Annotated in this window: 21 protein-coding genes; 10 read left to right on the top strand and 11 right to left on the bottom strand. The window is 63.9% G+C overall.

The genetic code is table 11. The features are described from left to right. Nucleotides 1-134: 134 nt before the first annotated feature. Both JQ632_RS19960 and JQ632_RS19955 read right to left on the bottom strand, forming a co-directional pair. Nucleotides 135-890: an outer membrane protein gene (locus JQ632_RS19960; RefSeq protein WP_212404277.1), complete on the bottom strand. Its 756-nt coding sequence runs from the start codon at nt 888-890 to the stop codon at nt 135-137. A gap of 163 nt (nt 891-1,053) precedes the next feature. Next, entirely contained in the window at nt 1,054-1,323 is a 270-nt protein-coding gene (locus tag JQ632_RS19955; protein ID WP_212404276.1) for a hypothetical protein, read from the bottom strand. Nucleotides 1,324-1,827: 504 nt separating this feature from the next. On the opposite strand from JQ632_RS19955, the gene JQ632_RS19950 reads away from it, so the two are divergent. After that, nucleotides 1,828-2,244 carry a hypothetical protein gene (locus JQ632_RS19950; RefSeq protein WP_212404275.1) on the top strand — a complete coding sequence of 139 codons (417 nt, stop codon included), beginning with the start codon at nt 1,828-1,830 and terminating at the stop codon, nt 2,242-2,244. 113 nt (nt 2,245-2,357) lie between these two features. Further along, entirely contained in the window at nt 2,358-3,422 is a 1,065-nt protein-coding gene (locus JQ632_RS19945; protein WP_212404274.1) for a transporter, read from the top strand. Between the two features lie 67 nt (nt 3,423-3,489). Here JQ632_RS19945 and JQ632_RS19940 read toward each other — a convergent pair whose 3' ends face one another. Next, nucleotides 3,490-4,431 carry a tetratricopeptide repeat protein gene (locus JQ632_RS19940; RefSeq protein WP_212404273.1) on the bottom strand — a complete coding sequence of 314 codons (942 nt, stop codon included), beginning with the start codon at nt 4,429-4,431 and terminating at the stop codon, nt 3,490-3,492. 104 nt (nt 4,432-4,535) lie between these two features. Here JQ632_RS19940 and JQ632_RS19935 point away from each other — a divergent pair, with 104 nt between their 5' ends. After that, complete coding sequence (locus JQ632_RS19935; protein ID WP_212404272.1) at nt 4,536-4,811, top strand: GNAT family N-acetyltransferase; 276 nt, start codon at nt 4,536-4,538, stop codon at nt 4,809-4,811. 60 nt (nt 4,812-4,871) lie between these two features. Here JQ632_RS19935 and JQ632_RS19930 read toward each other — a convergent pair whose 3' ends face one another. Continuing rightward, entirely contained in the window at nt 4,872-5,270 is a 399-nt protein-coding gene (locus tag JQ632_RS19930) for a DUF3597 domain-containing protein (protein ID WP_212404271.1), read from the bottom strand. Between the two features lie 317 nt (nt 5,271-5,587). Here JQ632_RS19930 and JQ632_RS19925 point away from each other — a divergent pair, with 317 nt between their 5' ends. After that, on the top strand, nt 5,588-6,496 hold the full coding sequence (locus tag JQ632_RS19925; protein WP_212404270.1) for a DUF2189 domain-containing protein: 909 nt from the start codon (nt 5,588-5,590) through the stop codon (nt 6,494-6,496). A 177-nt stretch (nt 6,497-6,673) separates the two neighbouring features. After that, nucleotides 6,674-7,498, top strand: coding sequence for a lytic murein transglycosylase (locus JQ632_RS19920; protein ID WP_212404269.1), 825 nt, complete (start codon nt 6,674-6,676; stop codon nt 7,496-7,498). A gap of 63 nt (nt 7,499-7,561) precedes the next feature. On the opposite strand, the gene JQ632_RS19915 is transcribed toward JQ632_RS19920, so the two are convergent. Then, entirely contained in the window at nt 7,562-7,825 is a 264-nt protein-coding gene (locus tag JQ632_RS19915; RefSeq protein WP_212404284.1) for a hypothetical protein, read from the bottom strand. Nucleotides 7,826-8,523: 698 nt separating this feature from the next. On the opposite strand from JQ632_RS19915, the gene JQ632_RS19910 reads away from it, so the two are divergent. From JQ632_RS19910 to JQ632_RS19895, 4 genes are all read left to right on the top strand, one after another. After that, nucleotides 8,524-8,676 (top strand): DUF1127 domain-containing protein, encoded by a 153-nt coding sequence (locus JQ632_RS19910; RefSeq protein WP_140979519.1) that lies wholly within the window; start codon nt 8,524-8,526, stop codon nt 8,674-8,676. Nucleotides 8,677-8,803: 127 nt separating this feature from the next. After that, nucleotides 8,804-10,243 (top strand): methylenetetrahydrofolate--tRNA-(uracil(54)-C(5))-methyltransferase (FADH(2)-oxidizing) TrmFO, encoded by a 1,440-nt coding sequence (trmFO, locus tag JQ632_RS19905; RefSeq protein ID WP_212404268.1) that lies wholly within the window; start codon nt 8,804-8,806, stop codon nt 10,241-10,243. 7 nt (nt 10,244-10,250) lie between these two features. Next, the gene (locus JQ632_RS19900) at nt 10,251-11,345 is read left to right on the top strand and encodes a serine/threonine protein kinase (RefSeq protein ID WP_212404267.1); all 1,095 of its coding nucleotides are present in this window, start codon (nt 10,251-10,253) and stop codon (nt 11,343-11,345) included. 82 nt (nt 11,346-11,427) lie between these two features. After that, entirely contained in the window at nt 11,428-11,985 is a 558-nt protein-coding gene (locus JQ632_RS19895; RefSeq protein ID WP_212404266.1) for a CAP domain-containing protein, read from the top strand. 19 nt (nt 11,986-12,004) lie between these two features. Here the strand turns inward: JQ632_RS19895 and JQ632_RS19890 are convergent, their stop codons facing one another. Genes JQ632_RS19890 through yajC form a run of 6 tightly spaced genes read right to left on the bottom strand, consistent with a single transcriptional unit; the run spans nt 12,005 to nt 17,642 of the window. Next, nucleotides 12,005-13,270 (bottom strand): threonine ammonia-lyase, encoded by a 1,266-nt coding sequence (locus JQ632_RS19890; protein WP_212404265.1) that lies wholly within the window; start codon nt 13,268-13,270, stop codon nt 12,005-12,007. Nucleotides 13,271-13,315: 45 nt separating this feature from the next. Then, on the bottom strand, nt 13,316-14,179 hold the full coding sequence (locus JQ632_RS19885) for a phytoene/squalene synthase family protein (protein WP_212404264.1): 864 nt from the start codon (nt 14,177-14,179) through the stop codon (nt 13,316-13,318). Continuing rightward, nucleotides 14,176-14,559: an Mth938-like domain-containing protein gene (locus JQ632_RS19880; protein ID WP_212404263.1), complete on the bottom strand. Its 384-nt coding sequence runs from the start codon at nt 14,557-14,559 to the stop codon at nt 14,176-14,178. Before JQ632_RS19880 ends, JQ632_RS19885 begins: the two co-directional genes overlap by 4 nt. A 60-nt stretch (nt 14,560-14,619) precedes the next feature. Then, nucleotides 14,620-15,639, bottom strand: a complete 1,020-nt coding sequence (gene secF, locus JQ632_RS19875) for a protein translocase subunit SecF (protein ID WP_212404262.1) — start codon at nt 15,637-15,639, stop codon at nt 14,620-14,622. Between the two features lie 10 nt (nt 15,640-15,649). Then, nucleotides 15,650-17,248, bottom strand: coding sequence for a protein translocase subunit SecD (gene secD, locus JQ632_RS19870; RefSeq protein ID WP_212404261.1), 1,599 nt, complete (start codon nt 17,246-17,248; stop codon nt 15,650-15,652). Between the two features lie 37 nt (nt 17,249-17,285). Then, complete coding sequence (yajC, locus tag JQ632_RS19865) at nt 17,286-17,642, bottom strand: preprotein translocase subunit YajC (protein WP_212404260.1); 357 nt, start codon at nt 17,640-17,642, stop codon at nt 17,286-17,288. 181 nt (nt 17,643-17,823) lie between these two features. On the opposite strand from yajC, the gene JQ632_RS19860 reads away from it, so the two are divergent. Next, complete coding sequence (locus tag JQ632_RS19860; protein ID WP_212404259.1) at nt 17,824-18,795, top strand: ATP-binding protein; 972 nt, start codon at nt 17,824-17,826, stop codon at nt 18,793-18,795. Nucleotides 18,796-18,812: the final 17 nt, after the last annotated feature.

Genomic DNA, 18,812 nt, shown 5'->3' with positions numbered 1-18,812 from the left:
GCGCTTCGCTAATCCTTCGCCGTCATCAGGCTGGATAGAGGACTTCCACCTCCAAGCTGTCGTTCATACTCGGCACACACAAAAAAGGCCCCGGAGGGATCCCCGGGGCCAGGTTGCTGGGTACCGAGATTGAACTAATAGCGCGCTGCGATCGGGGCCGTGTAGCCGCCGAAGCGATAGTTGAAGCGCAGGGTGACCATGTCCACGTCCTGGCTGACCCCGGTGCCCACGAGGGTGGCCCCACCGGGAGTAACCACGCCTGCGAACGACCTGTTGTCATGCCCCATCCACAGATGGTCGTATTCGATACCGAAGGACCAGTTCGGTGCGAAGCCATATTCCCAGCCGACACCCAAGGCGCCACCCCAGCGCGTGTGACCTGCCGAGGCCAGACCGACGCCGGTGACGTTGTTGAATACATCAAAGCTATTGTGCGTGACGGCCGCGCCACCCTTCACGTAGAACAGTGACGCGTTCCACGCCCAACCGAGTTGGGCCGTGAAGAGGCCAATGCCATCGGTTTTCCCTGTGGTTGAAATCAGCGGATCGATCAGGCTGACGCGCGTATTCTTGATGTCGGCCCAATCGCCCTGTGCTTCCAAGCCGAACACAAACTGATTGGTTTGCCAGCGATACCCGATCTGTCCGCCGACAAGACCTCCGGAGCGATCAGCGCAACCACCCGCGACTGTTCCTGCGAGCGTTACAAAATCCAAGCACTGGCGGCTTTGGCCCCATCCGCCGTTACCGCCGATGTAGAACCCGCTCCAGTTATAGATTGCCACGACCGGGGCCGGCGGCGGCGCCTTGACCGCCATGTCGGCAGCCGATGCAGGGGCAGCCAGGCCCATGGCTGCGACGCTTACAGCGGCAATTAGCAGTTTCCTCATGTGATTGTCTCCGTATCAGAACTTATTGTTGACCCACAACTTCTTGTGCACGGGAGCGTGCATAACTTCACCATGCCAATCGCGAGTTTAGTCGCGAGTCCTTCAAGCCCCCGTAACAAGATGGCAACACTCAATCGAAATCCGATCAGGGCATTTCCGGGGTTCATTCGTTGTCGGGAACCGGTGAGCCTTCGGCTGCGTCCTCGTGGCCTTCTGAAAGCCACAGGTGAAGGTGGCTGGACGGGATATGCCGCCGCGGCAGATGGGGATTGATCGTACCCGCAAAGACGATCAGTCCGTCCCCGACTTTTGAGCGCGCAAAGTTCTTGGCTTCATCTTCGGTTGCGAATGTTCTGGTTTCGCGCGGGCTTCGCCTTCTTTCGCGCAGACTGCGTGGACGACTCTCAAAAGTGACATACCAGGCTGGCGTCATCTCACGTGACCTCCGAACGCGTCGTCTCGCGGAGCTGGCTGACGAGCGCACTGGTCCCGCGGCCTGTTGCAGTGGAACCGCACTTGCCCGCGAAGGTTCCCACGTGGGCTTGCCCCTGGCGCGGTTGATCTTGGCGCGAGCCCAGTCCGGTATGCACGCTGTCCCTTTGATTTAGCTCAACGGTTGTCCGGTATTTGTCCGTCCGATGGGACATCGGTATTTGAACCGCAAGGAGAAGCACAATGATCCGACTAGCCATTGTGGGCTTCGCCGTCCTGGTTACAACCTCGGCCCAGGCAATAACACCTGCGCCGCTGGTCCAATCAGATCACATGATCACGCAAGTAGCCGTCGGCTGCGGCCCGGGCCGAACGCTCGTGAACGGTGTCTGCGTCGCACGCACCACCATCCGTCAGACCCGTCGAGCAGTCCGCCGGTGCGTCCGCTGGCAAGGAGGCGTCTGCGCTCTGTATGAATGAGGCTCCTGAGCATGCATCCGGAGGGATGCTGATGCTCATCGCTTGTCCATCTTGCTTTCTCAACAGTGCGCCGGCCCTCCAAGAAGCAAAACATGGAGCCAACGTGAAAGCCGCTTCACTGAGCGTATTCTGGCTTGCAATGCTTGGGATTTCCGCCGAGGTGCTCGCTGCCCCGTGCTCGTCCTATTACATTTCGGAAATCACTGTTGTATCGACGGTCGACATCGAGGCCGGGCGTGTACAGACTTTTGTCGGATTTGGCGCCTCGAAGGACGAGGCCGAAAAGAACGCCCTGGGGTCCTGCTCGCACATCCAGCTCGATCTCCAGACCTGCCTGGACTCAGATCGTCTCCTCAGTCGTAATGCTCCTTCGAACGAACCTAACGGTTCGCTGCATTTGAAGTACACGAAGGCGGTGAAGCGCGTCACAGGCTGCGATTAGCGCAACTTTCCAGCCTCGCGCTATTGTCCTAGATTTGTGCGAGTGCTCATGCACCCTTCGCACGAACTGTAACCTTGCTGGCCGGTTTCCGTTCTGGACAAAAGAGAACGCGAATGCAGTGCCTTGGATTCGACTTGGGGCACAGTTGTTTGGGACGGCTGCTGTTTGTTGGGGCGGTTGCAGCTCAGCTCGCGCTTTCCGGCCGCATTGCCAACGCCGATGAAGGGGGTGTGTCGTTCTGGCTTCCAGGGCAAGTTGGCAGTCTCGCCGCGGCGCCTTCGACGCCCGGCTGGACGCTAGACACTGTCTATTATCACACCTCCGTAGCCGCCTCCGGCAGCGTTTCCGCTTCCCGACAAATTGCCATCGGAAATCTTCCGGCAAACGCAAATGTCAGTCTGAATGCGAATCTGAGCGCGCGTGCCGATCAGGTCATCCTGGCGCCCACATACGCCTTTGCCAATTCAGTGCTCGGCGGCCAATTGGCGATTGGCATGGCCGGATCATTCAGTCGCGTCGACGCGCGCCTCGACGGGACTCTGACGGCCCAACTCGGTTCGGTCACCGCGACCCGCACGGGTACCATTTTGGATTCCTTCACGTCGGTTGGCGATCTCAGCCCGATAGTGACGTTGAAATGGGGGCAAGGCGTCCACAACTGGGTGATCTATGGTACGGGCGACATTCCTGTCGGAGCCTATGATCGGGGACGGCTCTCCAACATCGGGATTGGCCACGGAGCGGTCGATGGCGGCGGCGGATATACCTATTTCAACTCGGCAACAGGTCGAGAATTTTCCGCTGTCGCTGGCTTTACCTACAACTTCGAAAATCAACAGACAAAATACCAGAACGGCATTGATTTCCATTTCGATTGGGGAGCGTCGCAATACCTGTCAAAACAACTTTTCATCGGCCTTGTGGGGTATGCGTATCAGCAAGTTACCGCTGACTCCGGCCAACACCCTATCCTGGGACCCTTCAGGTCGCGCGTGATCGGCATCGGTCCGCAAATCGGCTACATTTTTCCGATCGGGAAGATGCAGGGATCTTTGAACCTGAGAGGTTACGGCGAGTTCCTCGCGGCCCATCGCGCATCCGGTTGGAATACTTTTCTGACGTTCGAGATCTCCGGCGCAACCCCGGAGATGCCGACCCGTCACACCCTGGCGAAATGAGCAGGAAAGCTGTCCGCGAGGTCGCGTCAATCAAGCAACGTGCGTGACGTCGTGAGTCATTTGCAGACTACATCGCCCCCTGCCGCTGCAACGATTCCCGTGCCGTCGACAGGTCCGGACGCAGCTCCAAGGCCTTCCTGAAATCCGCGATCGCGCCCTGCTTGTCGCCGAGGCGCATCTTGGCCTGGCCGCGGTTGTTCCAGGAGAACACGTCGGACGGATCGTATTGCAGCGCCTTGTCGTAATCGGCGAGGCCACCCTTGTTGTCGCCCTGATAGAGCCGGATCAGGCCTCGGTTGCGCCAACCGCGCGCATCCGTTGGCGCCATCCGGATGACCTCGCCATAATCGGCGGCAGCACGGTCGAGTTGATCGGAATCGCGATAGGCGTTGCCGCGGTTGATGAAGGCGAGCAGATCGGGGGCGAGCTTGATCTCCATCGTGTAGTCGGCGATCGCATGCGTCATATCGCGCTTGCGATAGTAGAGGAAGCCGCGGTTATCGTAGGCTGCGGCAAGCTTCGGATCGACCTTGATCGCCGCGTCGAAGTCAGCCAGGGCGCCGTTGATATCGCCCTTGTTGACACGAGCGTCGCCGCGATTGTTGTAGGCGAGCGCGAGCTTGGGATCGAGCTTGATCGCCTGGTCGTATTCGGTGATCGCGCGATCATAGTCGCGCTTGAAGGAATAGACGCGACCGCGGTTGTTGAAGGCGCAGGCATAGTCGGGAGCGAGCTTGATCGCCTCGTCGAGATCGGCGAGCGCGGCATCGAGCTCGCGCTTCTCGGTGAGCCCATGCCCGCGGTTGCAATAGGCGCCCGCGAGCCGGCGGCCGGTTTCACTCTTGGTATCGATCACCGTAGAGCAGGCCTTGACCCGCTCGTCGGGCGTGCTGGCGAGGCCGACACAGGCCTCCCACGCCGGGCCGCCCTCGGCCGCAGCGGGCGCGGACGCGGCGAAACTGAGCGCAAGAACGGCAAGCGACGCCAGATGGCCAATCGAGACACGCATTTGCCGGATATCTCCCCTGCGACGATGTCCGTTGGTCGCATCTTTCCAGAAGCGGGTTCATCCGCCTACATCGGGGTTGGAACGACAATCTCGGAAGGATTCGCATGTCGGCTGCCGTACGCGACAACAAGGACAAGAACCGCTTCGAGCTCGACGTCGGGAGCGAGGTCGCCTTTGCAAACTACCGGCTGACGCCGCAGGCCCTCATCATCACCCACACCGAGACGCCGCGCAGCTTGCGCGGCCGCGGCATCGCCTCGGAGCTGGTGAAGGGCGCGCTGGAGCTGATCCGGGCGGACGGCAAGAAGGTGATCGCGGGCTGCGGTTTTGTCGTCCACTACCTGCACAAGCATCCGGAGGATGCCGACCTCATCGCGTGACGCCCCAAACGCAAAAGGGCCCGCACGATGGCGGGCCCTTTCGACGAAGCGCGCTAACGCTTAGTGCTTGATCTCCGGCGGCAGCTTGCCGCCATTGGCCGCAAGCTTGGTCATGACCTGCTTGTGCAGCCAGACATTCATGCTGGCGGAATCGTTGGTATCGCCGGTGAAGCCGAGCTCCTTGGCGAGCTCCTTGCGCGCGGCCAGGCTCGAATCGATGTCGAGCGCCTTCATGAGATCGACAATGGAGGTGCGCCACTCCAGCTTCTCCTTCTTGGCCGCGACCGCCTTGTCGAGGATCGGCGCGACGTCGACGGTCGGCGCAGGCGCTGCCGCGGGAGCGGATGCCGGGGACGCGGTAGCGCCGGAGCTTGCGGGCGCGCTCGCGCCGCCCGCCGGCGCTGCCGCTGCCGGTTGGCTGCCGAAGATCGCGCTCATGATTTTTCCGAAAATGCTCATAGTTGCTCCCCAAAAAGGATCCGAAGGAAGGGCCTGAGTGGCACTCAATAGACCTGATTCTTGCGCAGACACACGACGCGTTGCACAGCATGAGCTTATCTGCGGCGAAATGACGACGAAATGACGAGGTTGCGCTGCGGCAACAATATTCACCCAACAGTGCAGGACAGCCCTCCGAATTGGGAGTACCGTTGAGTCTCAGTCCGCGATCCCGTCTGGAATTCGCGTCTGGTCTGGATCGCAATTGTCTAGGAAATGCGGCCGCTTGCGCCGTTTGTCGGCGCAGATGCGGCTGCGCGGCAAGGGAGCTAGCGACCATGGCGACACTCTACCAGGGCAATGTCCCCGGCATGGCCCAGTCCACTGAAGCGGCTGGACCAACCATCCGGACCATCCAACTCTCGGACCTCCACGACGCGCTGAAGCGCGGCTGGGAGGATTTCAAGGCGGTGCCGAGCCACGCCGTCATCCTGTGCGTGATCTATCCGGTGCTGGGCCTCGTCATCGCGCGCGTCGCGATGGGCTATTCGGTGATCCCGCTGCTGTTCCCGCTCGCCGCCGGATTCGCGCTGATCGGACCGTTTGCCGCGCTCGGACTATATGAGCTCAGCAGCCGCCGCGAACGCTACGAGGAAGCGAGCGCCTGGGATGCCCTGGAGGTGCTGCGTTCGCCCTCTTTCGGGGCCATGCTTGGGCTGGGCACGCTGCTGCTCGCCCTGTTCGTGACCTGGGTCGCTACCGCGCAAGCGATCTATATCGCGGCATTCGGTTATGAAGGCGTCACCGGCATTGGCGATTTCATCACGCGCGTGCTGACGACGCAGCAAGGCTGGTGGCTGATCATCGTCGGCTGCGGTGCAGGCTTCCTGTTCGCGCTCGCGGCGCTCTGCATCAGCGTCGTCTCGTTCCCGTTGATGCTCGACCGCCATGCCAGCGCCGGCGAAGCCATGGTCACCTCGCTCCGGGCGGTCGCGAAGAATCCGGTACCGATGGCGGCCTGGGGCCTGATCGTCGCGGTGCTGCTCGCGCTCGGAACCCTGCCCGCCTTCCTGGGCCTCGCGGTTGTCATTCCTTTGCTCGGTCACGCCACCTGGCATCTCTATCGCAAGGTGATCGTGTCGGATCCGAATGCCCGGCCGGTGCCGCCTCCGCCGCATCGTCCGCGCAAGCCGGCGGCCGACTTCCCGGCCAATCTGTTCCCCTGGCGGAATCGCACCGGAGAGTAGGTCACGTCATGGTGCTCCGCCGGCCGCTTGTCGACCGGCGGAAGCGTCCCACATCAATCCTTAACCCTGCCCGTGTTTCGGGCAGGTTCCACCGGCTCACGGGCCTTGTTTTAGCCGCGGTTGCTCCCAAGATGGCTGCGGCCGGTCATATCACTTTCAGGAAATCGATTCTTTCGAATGACCCCGACGTTTCATCGTCTTTCGCTCGCAGCCCTCAGTCTCACCGTCTCGATAGCCTTCGCCGGGCCAACGCTCGCCGCAACCGCATGCGGGTCGGGCAATTTCGATGCCTGGCTCGCCGACTTCAAGACCGAGGCCGCCGCCAAGGGCATCTCGCAGCAGGCGATCATGGCAGGTCTTGCCGGCGTGACGCTTGACCAGTCGGTGCTGCAGCGTGACCGCTCGCAAAAGGTTTTCAGCCAGAGCTTTGAGGAGTTTTCCGGCCGCATGGTGCCGCCGCGGATGACGCGCGGCTCCAACATGATGAAGCAATACGGCTCGGTGCTGTCGCGCATCGAACAGACCTATGGCGTGCCCGGCGAAGTGATCGTCGCCATCTGGGGACTGGAGACCGATTTCGGCGTCAACACCGGAAAGTTTCAGACCATACGCTCGCTGGCGACACTCGCCTACGACTGCCGGCGTGCCGAGCAGTTTCGCGGCGAGCTGATGGACGCGCTGCGCATCGTCCAGCGCGGAGATCTCGCCCCTAGCGAGATGAAAGGCGCCTGGGCCGGCGAGCTCGGCCAGACCCAGTTCATGCCGTCGTCCTGGATGAAATACGCCGTCGACTTCGACAACAACGGCCGGCGCGATCTCCTGCACAGCGCCCCCGACGTGCTGGCGTCAACCGCCAATTATCTCGCGAACTATGGCTGGCAGCGCGGCAAGGACTGGGAGCCCGGCGGTCCCAACTTCACGGTGCTTCAGCAGTGGAACAAGAGCGAGGTCTACGCCAAGACGGTCGCCAATTTTGCGACCCAGCTGTCGCGGGCCCCCTAAAAAAAGCGTTGGGCCGATCGCAGGAGCTGCGACCGGCCCTCCCTATAGCGTTTGCCTCTCCGCTTATTTGCCCATCGTGGCCTGCATCGCCTTGTTCAGATGCGCACCGCAGACGCCCATCTTGCCGTTGAGCAAAGCGTCCTGCGCGGCCGTGATTTCCTTGTTCGCGACCATCTTGCTGTCACCGTCGGGCATGTTCTCGATCGCCGTCTCGGTCTTTTCCAGATTGGCGCCGCTGCAACCGCCCACCGCATGCTTGGCGGCCTGCGCCGGCGCGACAGCGAACGTAACGGCTGCGATTGCCATAACCCCGAGTAACGTCTTCATCATGTTACTTTCCTTCTGTTCTTCGTTCTCTTCTTGGACAGCACCGACTCCATTGCCGGACTCTGCGCCAGGATTGTCCGCTACTCGCCGTAACATGTGAGAATGAATTCCCCGCGAGAACTACGTGATGTTGCGTGTCCCGCAGGGACGCATGCAGAATTTCTGATTTTCATTACAAGCTTGTAATCAGACCCCGGTGCACGCTCGGCGTGCTAGCGCCCATCAGAGTCCGGAGCCCCTGCTCCTGCCGGGCGTGCCGGGATACCGGACGGGCCGTGAAGCGGCGGAATCGGATGGGAGTCGGCGCTCTCCACAAAGTCGCGGCCGCTCTCTTGAAATGAATAATTATTCACTTATTCGACGGTGAGTTGCATGCGAATCGTGCATGGAAAACTTGGGATTAGGCGCTATTCGAAAACCTTGCCGGCCACGGAATGCGTCCTATTTTCTGCAAGAGATGGGACCAACTGAATCTATCATAAACCTGTGATTATTCGAGATTTTATTACTGCCTCGGGAGAGGCCCGCACATCCCTTGGGTGGGTGTGCCGAGAGGTTAATCGTTTCTTACCATCGTCATGCGTTTATCGCTTAGCTGCATCGCAACATCGGAACTTCCGCAGTGCAGCACATCCACCTATATTCATTTCAACGATGAGGCCGCCATCAAAGGCTGAATCGAACTACAGGAGACTACCATGTTGCTCTCGCTCATCCGCATGATCCACGCGTTCCGGGACTATCAGCGCAATGTTGCTGAACTCTCGCAGCTCAGCGATCGCGAGCTGGCCGATATCGGCCTCGATCGCTCGGACATTCCGCGTGTTGCAGCCGGCCAATACCAGGGCTGAGCCAAAAGCTCGTCCGACCGGACCAAGCCGATAGCGCCCGCCTCGTGCGGGCGTTGTCGTATCCAGTGGTTGGGAACGCCATCTCCGCGATTCCACTTGCCTTCGAAAAGCGCTACCTGTCGCGCCCATGACAGGTCCCAAGTCCGATACCAAGTCCCAAACCGTCCATATCGTTGGCGCCGGCCTTGCCGGCTCCGAGGCCGCTTGGCAGGTCGCCAAGGCCGGCATCCCCGTGGTGCTGCACGAGATGCGGCCGAGCCGCATGACCGAGGCCCACCGCACCGAGGGGCTCGCCGAGCTCGTCTGTTCCAACTCCTTCCGCTCCGACGATGCCGCCAACAACGCCGTCGGGCTGCTGCACGCCGAGATGCGCCGCCTGGGCTCGCTAATCATGCGCGCGGCCGATGCCAACCAGGTGCCCGCCGGCGGGGCGCTGGCGGTCGACCGCGAGGGCTTTTCCGCCGCCGTCACCAAGGCGCTTAGCGAGCATCCCCTGATCGAGATCGCTCGCGGCGAAATTGCAGGCCTGCCGCCGGCCGAATGGGGCAACGTCATCGTCGCGACTGGCCCCCTCACCTCGGCGCCGCTCGCCGACGCAATCCGCGCGCTGACCGACGAGAATGCGCTGGCTTTCTTCGACGCGATCGCCCCCATCGTGCATCGCGAGTCCATCGACATGTCGGTCGCCTGGTTCCAGTCGCGCTACGACAAGGTCGGCCCCGGCGGCAACGGCGCCGACTATCTCAACTGCCCGATGACGAAGGAGCAGTACGAGACGTTTGTCGCCGCGCTGATCGCCGGCGACAAGACCGAGTTCAAGGAGTGGGAGACGAACACGCCCTATTTCGACGGCTGCCTGCCGATCGAGGTGATGGCGGAGCGCGGTCCGGAGACGTTGCGCCACGGACCGATGAAGCCGGTCGGGCTCACCAACCCGCACGATCCCACGACAAAGCCCTACGCGATCGTGCAGCTCCGCCAGGACAACAAGCTCGGCACGCTCTACAACATCGTCGGCTTCCAGACGAAGCTGAAATACGGCGATCAGCAGCGGATCTTCCGCACCATTCCGGGCCTTCAGAATGCGGAATTCGCCCGCCTCGGCGGCCTGCACCGCAACACCTTCCTCAACTCGCCAAAACTGCTCGACGGGCAGCTCCGCCTGCGCGCCGAGCCGCGCCTGCGCTTCGCCGGCCAGATGACGGGCTGCGAGGGCTATGTGGAGTCCGCCAGCGTCGGCCTCATGGCCGGCCTCTATGCGGCGGCGGACGCCCATGGCGAGACGCTCGCGTCCCCGCCGGCGACGACGGCGCTCGGCTCGCTGCTCGGCCACATCACCGGCGGCCATATCGAGACCATCGAGCCGGGCACGCGCTCGTTCCAGCCGATGAACATCAATTTCGGCCTGTTCCCGCCGCTTGCGAGCGTCCCGACCAAGAAGCCCGACGGCACGCGGCTGCGCGGCAACGAGAAGACGGTCGCCAAGAAGCAGGCGATGAGCGCCCGCGCGCTCGCCGATCTCGATCGCTGGATCGCCGACAATTTACGCATTGCTGCGGCGGCGTGAGCCATTCATGAGCCTTCCGAACGACGACAGCGCCGTGCTCACGGCGCGCTGGACCGAGGGCGTGCTGCTCAAGCGCGACGTGTTCTCGACCGTCGAGCGCGGACGCTTCCGCTCCGAGAGCGGCGAGGTCGACGCGGTGCTGCGTCGGCTGGACGAAGTGCCGTGGTGGTCGTTCCTGCTCGCCCGCCATCTGTTCGCGCGCGAGAAGCATGCGCTGGCGCTCGCCAAGGGCCTCAATATCGGCCCCGAGCTACTCTGGGCCGGCCGGCGCGCGCTGGTGCGCGGCTTCGTCGACGGCGTGGCGCTGCACCTGGCGAAACCGCACGGCAACCTCGCCTATTTCCGTTCGGCCAAGGATGCGCTGCGCCGCCTGCGGCGCGCCGGCATCTGCCACAACGATCTCGCCAAGGAGCAGAACTGGCTGGTGGGGCGCGACGGCCGGGCCTATGTCACCGATTTCCAGCTCGCGGCCTGCTTTGCGCGGCGCGGCCGGCTCTATCGCATCCTGGCCTATGAAGACCTCCGGCATCTGCTTAAGCACAAGCGATCCTACGCGCCCGAAGCGCTGACGCCGCGCGAGCGAAAGATCCTGGCGAAGAAATCCTTCGCCGCGAGTCTCTGGCTCGCCACCGGCAAGAAGGTCTATCGCGCCATCACCCGAGGGCTGTTCAACTTCACCGACCGCGAGGGCGGCGGCCGGAGGCTCGTCAACGACGCGCCGGTGCTGATCGACCTCATCCGCAAGAACCCGGCCGTGCGCGACACCGCCATCGTGGCCTTCGCCGACCGCCGTTCCGGCGTCGGGCTCTACGCCTTTGTCGAAGCCGATCAAGCCGCGCTGGAGACCCAGCTCCGCGATCAGCTCACCGCGGCCAAGGGACCAAAGCCGCCGGAGCACATCCAGGTGGTGCACGCCTTGCCGCGCGATGCCGCCGGCAAGCCGCGCACGGAGATCTTGCAACTGGTCGCGATGAACCAGCTCGACCTGATCGAGCCGATGATGACAAGCGACCAGGACCGCGCATTCCTCAAGGACATCCTCGAGCAGCGCAAGAATTTGCGCGACCGCTTCAATTTCGAGGCTGACCTGCCGGCTAGCTAGGGCGCGGGCCCGCGCCTTGAAGCCTCCACATTGCCGGTGGAGAAGGGGCCGAGCATCACGGTGGACAATGGGCAACTGGGGGATGACACGTCGCGCGGTTGGCATGGTGATGGCAGGCCTTCTGCTGGCCGCCGCGCCTGCAGTGGCCGCGGAATCGCCGGCCGAGCAGATTTCCAGCTTCCGCCAGAAGCACGGCGAGCCCCGCGTCGTGCGCGATGCAGCACTCGACCGCATCGCCATGGATCAGGCCCGTGCGATGGCCGCCAAGGACGATCTCAGCCACGATGCCCTCGGCCCGTTCAACCGGCGCGTCGCACCGGCCGGCGCGGGTCGCGCTGCCGAGAACATCGCCTATGGTTACGAGAGCTTTGAGAAGACGCTGGGCCAGTGGATCGACTCTTCCGGGCACCGCAAGAATCTCCTCCTGCACAACGCCTCCCGCGTCGGCATTGCGAGCGCAAGGAATGCAAGCGGCAAGCGCACCTATTGGGCGATGGTGATCGCCGGCGACTACGAGCCGAAGCCGGGCAAGCGCAAGAAGGAAAAGGAGCCGCTCGTCGCCGTGAAGCGCGACGCCGCTCCCGCAAGCCAGCCCAAAGCCAGCACCTGCCACATCAAGCTGCTCAGCCTCTGCATCTGAGGCAGGGCGGCCGCGCTGCTCAGGCGCAGCGCACGCTCAATCCGGAGGCACCGAGCTTGGCCATGACCTCGTCGAGATGCGCGGCATCGCGGGTCTCGATGACGAGCTGGAGCAGCGTCGCCTTGGCCGGCAGGTCGGAAAAGGTCCGCTGATGTGAGACCTCGATGATGTTGGCGCCGGCTTCGGCGAGCAGCGCCGCGACCGCGGCCAGTTGCCCGGGCCGGTCGGGGATGTCGAGCGAGAGCTGGGTCAGCCGCCCCTCGCGCGCGAGCTCGCGGGTCAACACCGAGGCGATCAGCCGCGTGTCGATATTGCCGCCGCTCAGCACCAGGCCGATTTTTTGGCCGGCAAAACGCGACGGGTCCGACATGATCGCGGCAAGGCCGGCCGCGCCCGCGCCCTCCACGACGGTCTTCTCGATCGAGATCAGGGTCGCGACCGCGCGCTCGAGCTCGGCTTCATTGACGAGCGCGATGTCGTCGACGAGGCGACGCACGATCTCGGTCGTGATCTTGCCGGGCGATTTGACCGCAATGCCCTCGGCCAGCGTGTCGCCGCGCGCCGGCAGATTGCCGCCGTGGATCGCGTTGTACATCGACGGATAGAGCCAGGCCTCCACCCCCATGATCCGCAGCGACGGCTTGAGCGAACGCGCCGCAATCGCCATGCCGCTGATCAATCCGCCGCCGCCGATGGGAACGACGAGCTCGTCCAGCTCCGGCACCGCCTTCAACATTTCGAGCGCAACCGTGCCCTGCCCCGCGATCACAAGCGGATCGTCATAAGGATGGACGAAGACCATGCCGCGCGCCTGCCCGTGCTCACGCGCGAACTCCGCGGCCTCCTCCAGCGTCGCGCCCGTGACGATCACCTCGGCACCGTGATGCCGCGTGTTCTCGATCTTCACCATCGGCGTGCCGACCGGCATGACGATGGTTGCGGGAATGCCGAGGCGCTTCGCGTGATAAGCGACGCCCTGCGCGTGGTTTCCGGCGGACATCGCGATCACGCCACGCCGGCGCTCCTCGTCCGACAGGGCGGTCAGGCGGTTGAGCGCCCCGCGCTCCTTGAAGGACGAGGTGAACTGAAGGTTCTCGAATTTGAGCCAGATGTCGCAGCCACAGATGTTGCTGAGCGTGCGGCTGTAGCTGCAGGGCGTCTCGACGATGGCGCCGCGCACGGTCTCGGCCGCGGCATGGAGGTCGGCAAGCGTCACCGGCAGGCCGCTCAGATCGACTGAGGATGCTAGCGTCTCTGACGTGACGGTTCGGGTTGCTTCGGCCATGGGACAGCATAGAGCATTTGGCCGTCGCGAGCGATATGACGACGGCTATTTGGTAAATTCACGCGACCGTGACGCGCGCCACAGGGTCCATAGGGTTGCCAGCCGCGATGCGGGCTGCGGCAGGAAGGGATTGCGGTCGGCACGGGTCAGGCGTGCGAGGTCGCGACGCACCAGAGATAGCGGCAGGAACCCGCGCCGCGCCGCAGGCGGCACCTCGGCCAGCAGCGATTGTGCGGTCGCCAGATGTTGCCGCGCCTCGCCGCCGAGCGCTTCGAGGGCCGCCCGGAGCGTCGGCGCGTCATTGCCCGCGAACACCTCCTCCATGCCGCTGCCATGGCTGTCGAGAAGCTGTTGCGGCACGAACAATTGGCGGTGCGCGGCATCGCGCGGCAGGTTTGCCAGCACCTGAACCATGCCCTGCGCGAGGCCGGCATGCCGGGCCAGATGCTCGGCCTCAGCCGACGGCTGCGCCAGGATTCGCGCCGCCTGCGCGAACAGCGCCGACGAGGTTGCGGACAAATAACCCTCCAGCGCCGCAATCGTCGGCATCGGATCGTTGTAGAGGTCGAACTGGTGCTCCTCGCACAGGCGCGACAGCGGTTCGACCGGCAGATCGTAGTCGCGGATGGCGCGCAGGAGCTCGGCCGCGACGGGATTGCCCTCCGCGCTGCCATGCGCATGGCCGGCCAGCATGTCGGTCCACCACTGCATCCGGATCTCGCCGGGCAACGGCTGGGTCACCTGGTCGCGGACGCGCACGATCTCGACGTTGAAGGCATAGAGCGCGAGCAGCGCACGACGCTCCGTCGCGGGCACGAACAGCGTCGAGGCATAGCGCGGAAAATCGTGGCTGCGGACGAGGTCGGCGCAGAACGCGGCCGCGTCGGCGGTCGGGTTTGCCGCGGTCATGGCACGGCGATCAGGGCGGCCGCGACGCGCCGGCGCTCGCCGATCATGATGTTGTAGGTGCGCACGGCGGGGCCGGTCTGCATCGTATCAAGCACCACCCTCACCGCCTTCAGCGCCTGGCGCAGCTCCGGCGGCGGCAGCCAGATCCCGGTTCCCGTGCCCACCAGCAAGGTGTCGATGCTGTTGGCGGCCGCAAACACCTTGTCGAGCGAATAGCGGTCGATCTTCGCAGGGTCCGTCACGTCCCAGGCCCAGATCGCATCGGGCAGGCAGAGCAGCGATCCCCGATGCGACATGCCGGCAAAGGCAAAACCGCCCTTGCCATAGGCGTCGATCGGCGCCGAGCGCGGGAAATGCGGAGCGTTGGGATCGCCTGCCATGGGGTTGGTCCGACTATTCTCACTGCCCTCGCGAACGCGCGCGAGGGCATGCGGTTCGGATCATGGCCGATTTTTCTTCGCCGGCGTATCCGTTTCCGCCGCTTCGGCGCGCTGGCTGTGGACGCCGAGATAGATCAGGATCGGCGCCGCGATGAAGATCGAGGTGTAGGTGCCGACCAGCACCACGCCGAACATCATGACAGCGGTGAAGCTGTGGATGGCGTGTCCGCCGAACAAGAGCAGCGCGAGCAGCGCCAGCGTCACGGTGACGTGGGTGATGATCGAGCGCGACAGCGTCGAGTTGATGGACTCGTTGAGAAGCTGCGGCATCGGCATCTTCTTGTAACGGCGAAGCATCTCGCGGATACGATCATAAATGACCACCGTATCGTTGAGCGAATAGCCGAGAATAGTCAGCAGCGCCGCGATGCTGGTGAGGTCGAAATCGACCTGGCTGATCGACATGAAGCCGATGGTGAGCACGATGTCGTGCACGTTGGCGATCATGGCGCCCAGCGCGAACTGCCACTCGAAGCGGAACCAGAGATAGATCAGGATGGCGACGATCGCGAGCATCAGGCCGAGCATGCCGTAGGCCAACAGCTCGCCGGCGACGCGCGGGCCGAGCACCTCGAAGCGGCGGTACTCGACGGAATCGCCGAGTGCGGAACGGACCTTCTGCACGGCCACCTGCTGGGCGGCGTCTCCGCCGGGCTGCTCCGCAACACGGATCAGGACGTCGGCGGGGCCGCCGAACTGCTGCAACTGGACTTCGCCGAGACGCAACGCTTCCACCGCGGTGCGCATCGCGGCGATGTCGGCGGTACCTGACTTCGCTCTCACCTCCAGCAGCAAGCCGCCGCGGAAGTCGATGCCCAGATTCAGGCCGTGGGTGAAGAACAGCGTGATGGCGACGATCGACAGCACCGCCGAGATCGGAAAGCTGATACGGCGGAAGCGCGTGAAGTCGAAATGCGTATTGTCGGGGACGATGCGCAGCGACGGCAGCAGGCCGAGCGCCGCGACCACGGTGAGGACGGCAATGAGGATGCCAAGCCCGATGAGAACGTAGTGAGTCACAATCAGGCTCCTAGATCGGCACGCTCTGCGGCCGCTTCCACCGCACCCACCAGGCCACGATCAGCCGGGTCAGCGTGAAGGCGGTGAACACCGTGGTGATGATGCCGATGCCGAGCGTCACGGCAAAGCCGCGCACCGGGCCGGTACCGATGTAGAACAGCACTGCGGCGGCAATGAAGGTTGTGATGTTGGAATCGAGGATGGTCGCCAGCGCCCGCTTGAAGCCGGCGTCGATCGCCGAGATCGCGTTGCGGCCGCCGCGCAGTTCCTCACGGATGCGCTCGTAGATCAGCACGTTGGAGTCGACGGCGATGCCGACGGTGAGCACGATGCCGGCGATACCGGGCAGCGTCAGCGTGGCGTTGAGCAGCGACAACAGGCCGAAGATCATGGCGACGTTGATGGCCACCGCGATATTGGCGAACACGCCGAACAGCCGGTAGGTCAACAGCATGAACACGATGACCAGGATCGAGCCGACGTAAGCCGCAAGCTCGCCCTTCTCGATCGAGTCCTGGCCGAGGCCCGGACCGACGGTGCGCTCTTCCACGACCGTGAGCGGCGCCGGCAGCGCGCCGGCGCGTAGCAGGATCGCGAGATCGTTGGCCGATTGCACGGTGAAACTGCCGGAGATCTGGCCCTGGCCGCCGGTGATCGGCTCGCGGATCACGGGCGCCGAGATCACCTTGTTGTCGAGCACGATCGCGAAGGGCAGCCCGACGTTCTCTTGCGTGGCCTGCGCGAACTTGCGTGCCCCCGACGTATTGAACTTGAAGCTGACGACCGGCTCGCTGGTGCGCTGGTCGAAGGTCGCCTGGGCGTCAATCAGGTCGCCGCCCGCCACCAGCACCTGCTTCTTGACGACGTAGGGGGTCGGCGGCGGAGACGCGCTCATCAGGAGCTCGGACTCCGGCGGCACCCTGCCCTGCTGCGCCTGATCCGGCGGCACGGACGTGTCGACCATGCGGAATTCCATCTTCGCGGTCTTGCCGAGCAATTCCTTCAGACGGGTCGGGTCCTGCAGGCCCGGCACCTGCACCAGGATGCGGTCGTTGCCCTGGCGCTGGATGACGGGCTCGACGGTGCCGAGCTCGTTGACGCGGCGTTCGACGATCTGGATCGATTGCTCGATGGTCTTGCGCATGCGCTCGAGCATCGCGGGCTGCGGAATGCTCAGCCGGATCAGGCCGCCGGTGGCGTCCGTCACCTCGAGGTCGCGTTGACCGCTGGACCCTATCAGACCGCCGAGCGGCTGCGGGAGGTCGCGCAGCTTGGCCAGCGCGGCCTGGCTGTCGGTGTCCTTGACCCTGACCTCGACGAAATCGCCGCGGGTCACGAGCCCGGTATAGCCGATCTTGGCTTCGCGCAGGACGCGACGGACGTCGTCGCGAACCTGGTCCAGCTTTTCCTTCTTCACATAGTTGGAATCGACCTCGAGCAGCAGATAGGAGCCGCCCTGAAGGTCGAGGCCGAGCACGAGGCGGCGCTGCGCCCAGGCGGGCCAGGTCTTGACCTGCGCTTCGGGAAAGAAGTTCGGGACCGCGCAGAGGCACACGATCAACGCCGTCAGGATGATCCCCAGCGCCTTCCACCGCGTGAAATACAACATCGCTTGAACCTGTCAGATCAGGAGAATGCGAGAACGATCAGCTTGCGGCGCTGTCGTCCTTGGCGCTTTCTTTGGCCGGCTCGCCCTTGGCGCGCACGCCGGAGATCATCTGGCGCATCTGGCGCACCCGCACGCCGTCGGAAATCTCGAACTCGATCTGGTCGTCGTCGACGACCTTGGTGACCTTGCCGACGAGGCCACCCGAGGTCACGACGGTGTCGCCGCGGCGGATGTTCTTCACGAGTTCGGCATGGTCCCGCACCTTCTTCTGCTGGGGGCGCAGAATCAGGAAGTACATGATCACGAAGATCAACGCGAACGGCAGAAGCGACATCAACATGCTGTTGGTATCGCCTGCGGCCGCGGCCTGGGCATAGGCAGGGGTAATCAGCATTCGAACAATCCTCGTGAACGGGAGAAGGCCGGTCCCGCCCCCAAGAGGCGACCGGTTCGGTCAAATTTCGCGCGGACTATAGCGGCCATTGCCCCAATTGCAACGCTGCCAGACCCCCGATTTGGCCACCTTGCGGCGCGTCCCAAGGCCCGATAAGGCTGCTTTCTCAGGAACTTCGGACATGCCCAGAAAACCAAGCAAAACCACGGCTTCCAAGCCCGCCAAAAGGCTTGCCAAAAAGCCTGCCCGCGTCGCGGCAAAACGCCCCACGACCGCGGCCTCCGACCCCTCGCAGGCGCGCATCGTCCGCGCGCTGGAGACGATCGCAGCGCACCTGTCGGCCCCGACTCAATCAGGCCCCGCCCCCGAATCCTTCGACCGTGCCGACGCCTTCGTCTGGCACCCGGACGGACGCCTGTCGGCGGTGCCGCGGGTCAGCCGGGTCGAGCTCTTCCTGCTCAAGGGCATCGACCGGATGCGCGACATCCTGATCGAGAACACCGAGCGCTTCGCAGGCGGCCTCCCGGCCAACAACGCCCTGCTCTGGGGCGCGCGCGGCATGGGCAAGTCGTCGCTGGTGAAGGCGGCGCACGCCAGCATCAACGCCGACCGCAAGCCGGCCGACAAGTTGAAGCTGATCGAGATCCATCGCGAGGACATCGAGACGCTGCCCGCGCTGATGGAGCAGCTTCGCGACTCCGCCTACCGCTTCATCGTGTTCTGCGACGACCTCTCCTTCGATGGCAACGACGCCTCCTACAAGTCGCTGAAGGCGGTGCTCGAAGGCGGCATCGAGGGCCGGCCCGAGAACGTGATCCTCTACGCCACCTCCAACCGCCGTCACCTGCTTGCGCGCGACATGATCGAGAACGAGCGCTCGACCGCGATCAATCCCGGCGAGGCCGTCGAGGAAAAGGTCTCGCTGTCGGATCGCTTCGGCCTGTGGCTCGGCTTCCATCGCTGCAGCCAGGACGAATATCTCGCGATGGTGCGCGGCTATTGCGGCCATTTCGGCATCGAGATGGATGATGAGGCGCTGGAGCGCGAGGCGCTGGAATGGTCGACCACGCGCGGCTCACGCTCGGGCCGCGTCGCCTGGCAGTTCGTGCAGGAGCTCGCGGGCCGGCTCGGCGTGAGGCTGACGGCGACGTAGCGGTCGGATCGCAACTC

It is taken from the genome of Bradyrhizobium liaoningense, assembly GCF_018130955.1.
Taxonomy (GTDB): domain Bacteria; phylum Pseudomonadota; class Alphaproteobacteria; order Rhizobiales; family Xanthobacteraceae; genus Bradyrhizobium; species Bradyrhizobium liaoningense_C.
The sequence above is the reverse complement of the archived record's forward strand: the minus strand, read 5'-3'. Positions and strand labels throughout refer to the sequence as shown.

Excerpts from the sequence above, each read along its gene's own strand:
- JQ632_RS19960 (WP_212404277.1), bottom strand. The coding sequence starts at position 890 with ATGAGGAAACTGCTAATTGCCGCTGTAAGCGTCGCAGCCATGGGCCTG.
- JQ632_RS19955 (WP_212404276.1), bottom strand. The coding sequence starts at position 1,323 with ATGACGCCAGCCTGGTATGTCACTTTTGAGAGTCGTCCACGCAGTCTG.
- JQ632_RS19950 (WP_212404275.1), top strand. The coding sequence starts at position 1,828 with ATGCTGATGCTCATCGCTTGTCCATCTTGCTTTCTCAACAGTGCGCCG.
- JQ632_RS19945 (WP_212404274.1), top strand. The coding sequence starts at position 2,358 with ATGCAGTGCCTTGGATTCGACTTGGGGCACAGTTGTTTGGGACGGCTG.
- JQ632_RS19940 (WP_212404273.1), bottom strand. The coding sequence starts at position 4,431 with ATGCGTGTCTCGATTGGCCATCTGGCGTCGCTTGCCGTTCTTGCGCTC.
- JQ632_RS19935 (WP_212404272.1), top strand. The coding sequence starts at position 4,536 with ATGTCGGCTGCCGTACGCGACAACAAGGACAAGAACCGCTTCGAGCTC.
- JQ632_RS19930 (WP_212404271.1), bottom strand. The coding sequence starts at position 5,270 with ATGAGCATTTTCGGAAAAATCATGAGCGCGATCTTCGGCAGCCAACCG.
- JQ632_RS19925 (WP_212404270.1), top strand. The coding sequence starts at position 5,588 with ATGGCGACACTCTACCAGGGCAATGTCCCCGGCATGGCCCAGTCCACT.
- JQ632_RS19920 (WP_212404269.1), top strand. The coding sequence starts at position 6,674 with ATGACCCCGACGTTTCATCGTCTTTCGCTCGCAGCCCTCAGTCTCACC.
- JQ632_RS19915 (WP_212404284.1), bottom strand. The coding sequence starts at position 7,825 with ATGAAGACGTTACTCGGGGTTATGGCAATCGCAGCCGTTACGTTCGCT.
- JQ632_RS19910 (WP_140979519.1), top strand. The coding sequence starts at position 8,524 with ATGTTGCTCTCGCTCATCCGCATGATCCACGCGTTCCGGGACTATCAG.
- trmFO (WP_212404268.1), top strand. The coding sequence starts at position 8,804 with ATGACAGGTCCCAAGTCCGATACCAAGTCCCAAACCGTCCATATCGTT.
- JQ632_RS19900 (WP_212404267.1), top strand. The coding sequence starts at position 10,251 with ATGAGCCTTCCGAACGACGACAGCGCCGTGCTCACGGCGCGCTGGACC.
- JQ632_RS19895 (WP_212404266.1), top strand. The coding sequence starts at position 11,428 with ATGACACGTCGCGCGGTTGGCATGGTGATGGCAGGCCTTCTGCTGGCC.
- JQ632_RS19890 (WP_212404265.1), bottom strand. The coding sequence starts at position 13,270 with ATGGCCGAAGCAACCCGAACCGTCACGTCAGAGACGCTAGCATCCTCA.
- JQ632_RS19885 (WP_212404264.1), bottom strand. The coding sequence starts at position 14,179 with ATGACCGCGGCAAACCCGACCGCCGACGCGGCCGCGTTCTGCGCCGAC.
- JQ632_RS19880 (WP_212404263.1), bottom strand. The coding sequence starts at position 14,559 with ATGGCAGGCGATCCCAACGCTCCGCATTTCCCGCGCTCGGCGCCGATC.
- secD (WP_212404261.1), bottom strand. The coding sequence starts at position 17,248 with ATGTTGTATTTCACGCGGTGGAAGGCGCTGGGGATCATCCTGACGGCG.
- yajC (WP_212404260.1), bottom strand. The coding sequence starts at position 17,642 with ATGCTGATTACCCCTGCCTATGCCCAGGCCGCGGCCGCAGGCGATACC.
- JQ632_RS19860 (WP_212404259.1), top strand. The coding sequence starts at position 17,824 with ATGCCCAGAAAACCAAGCAAAACCACGGCTTCCAAGCCCGCCAAAAGG.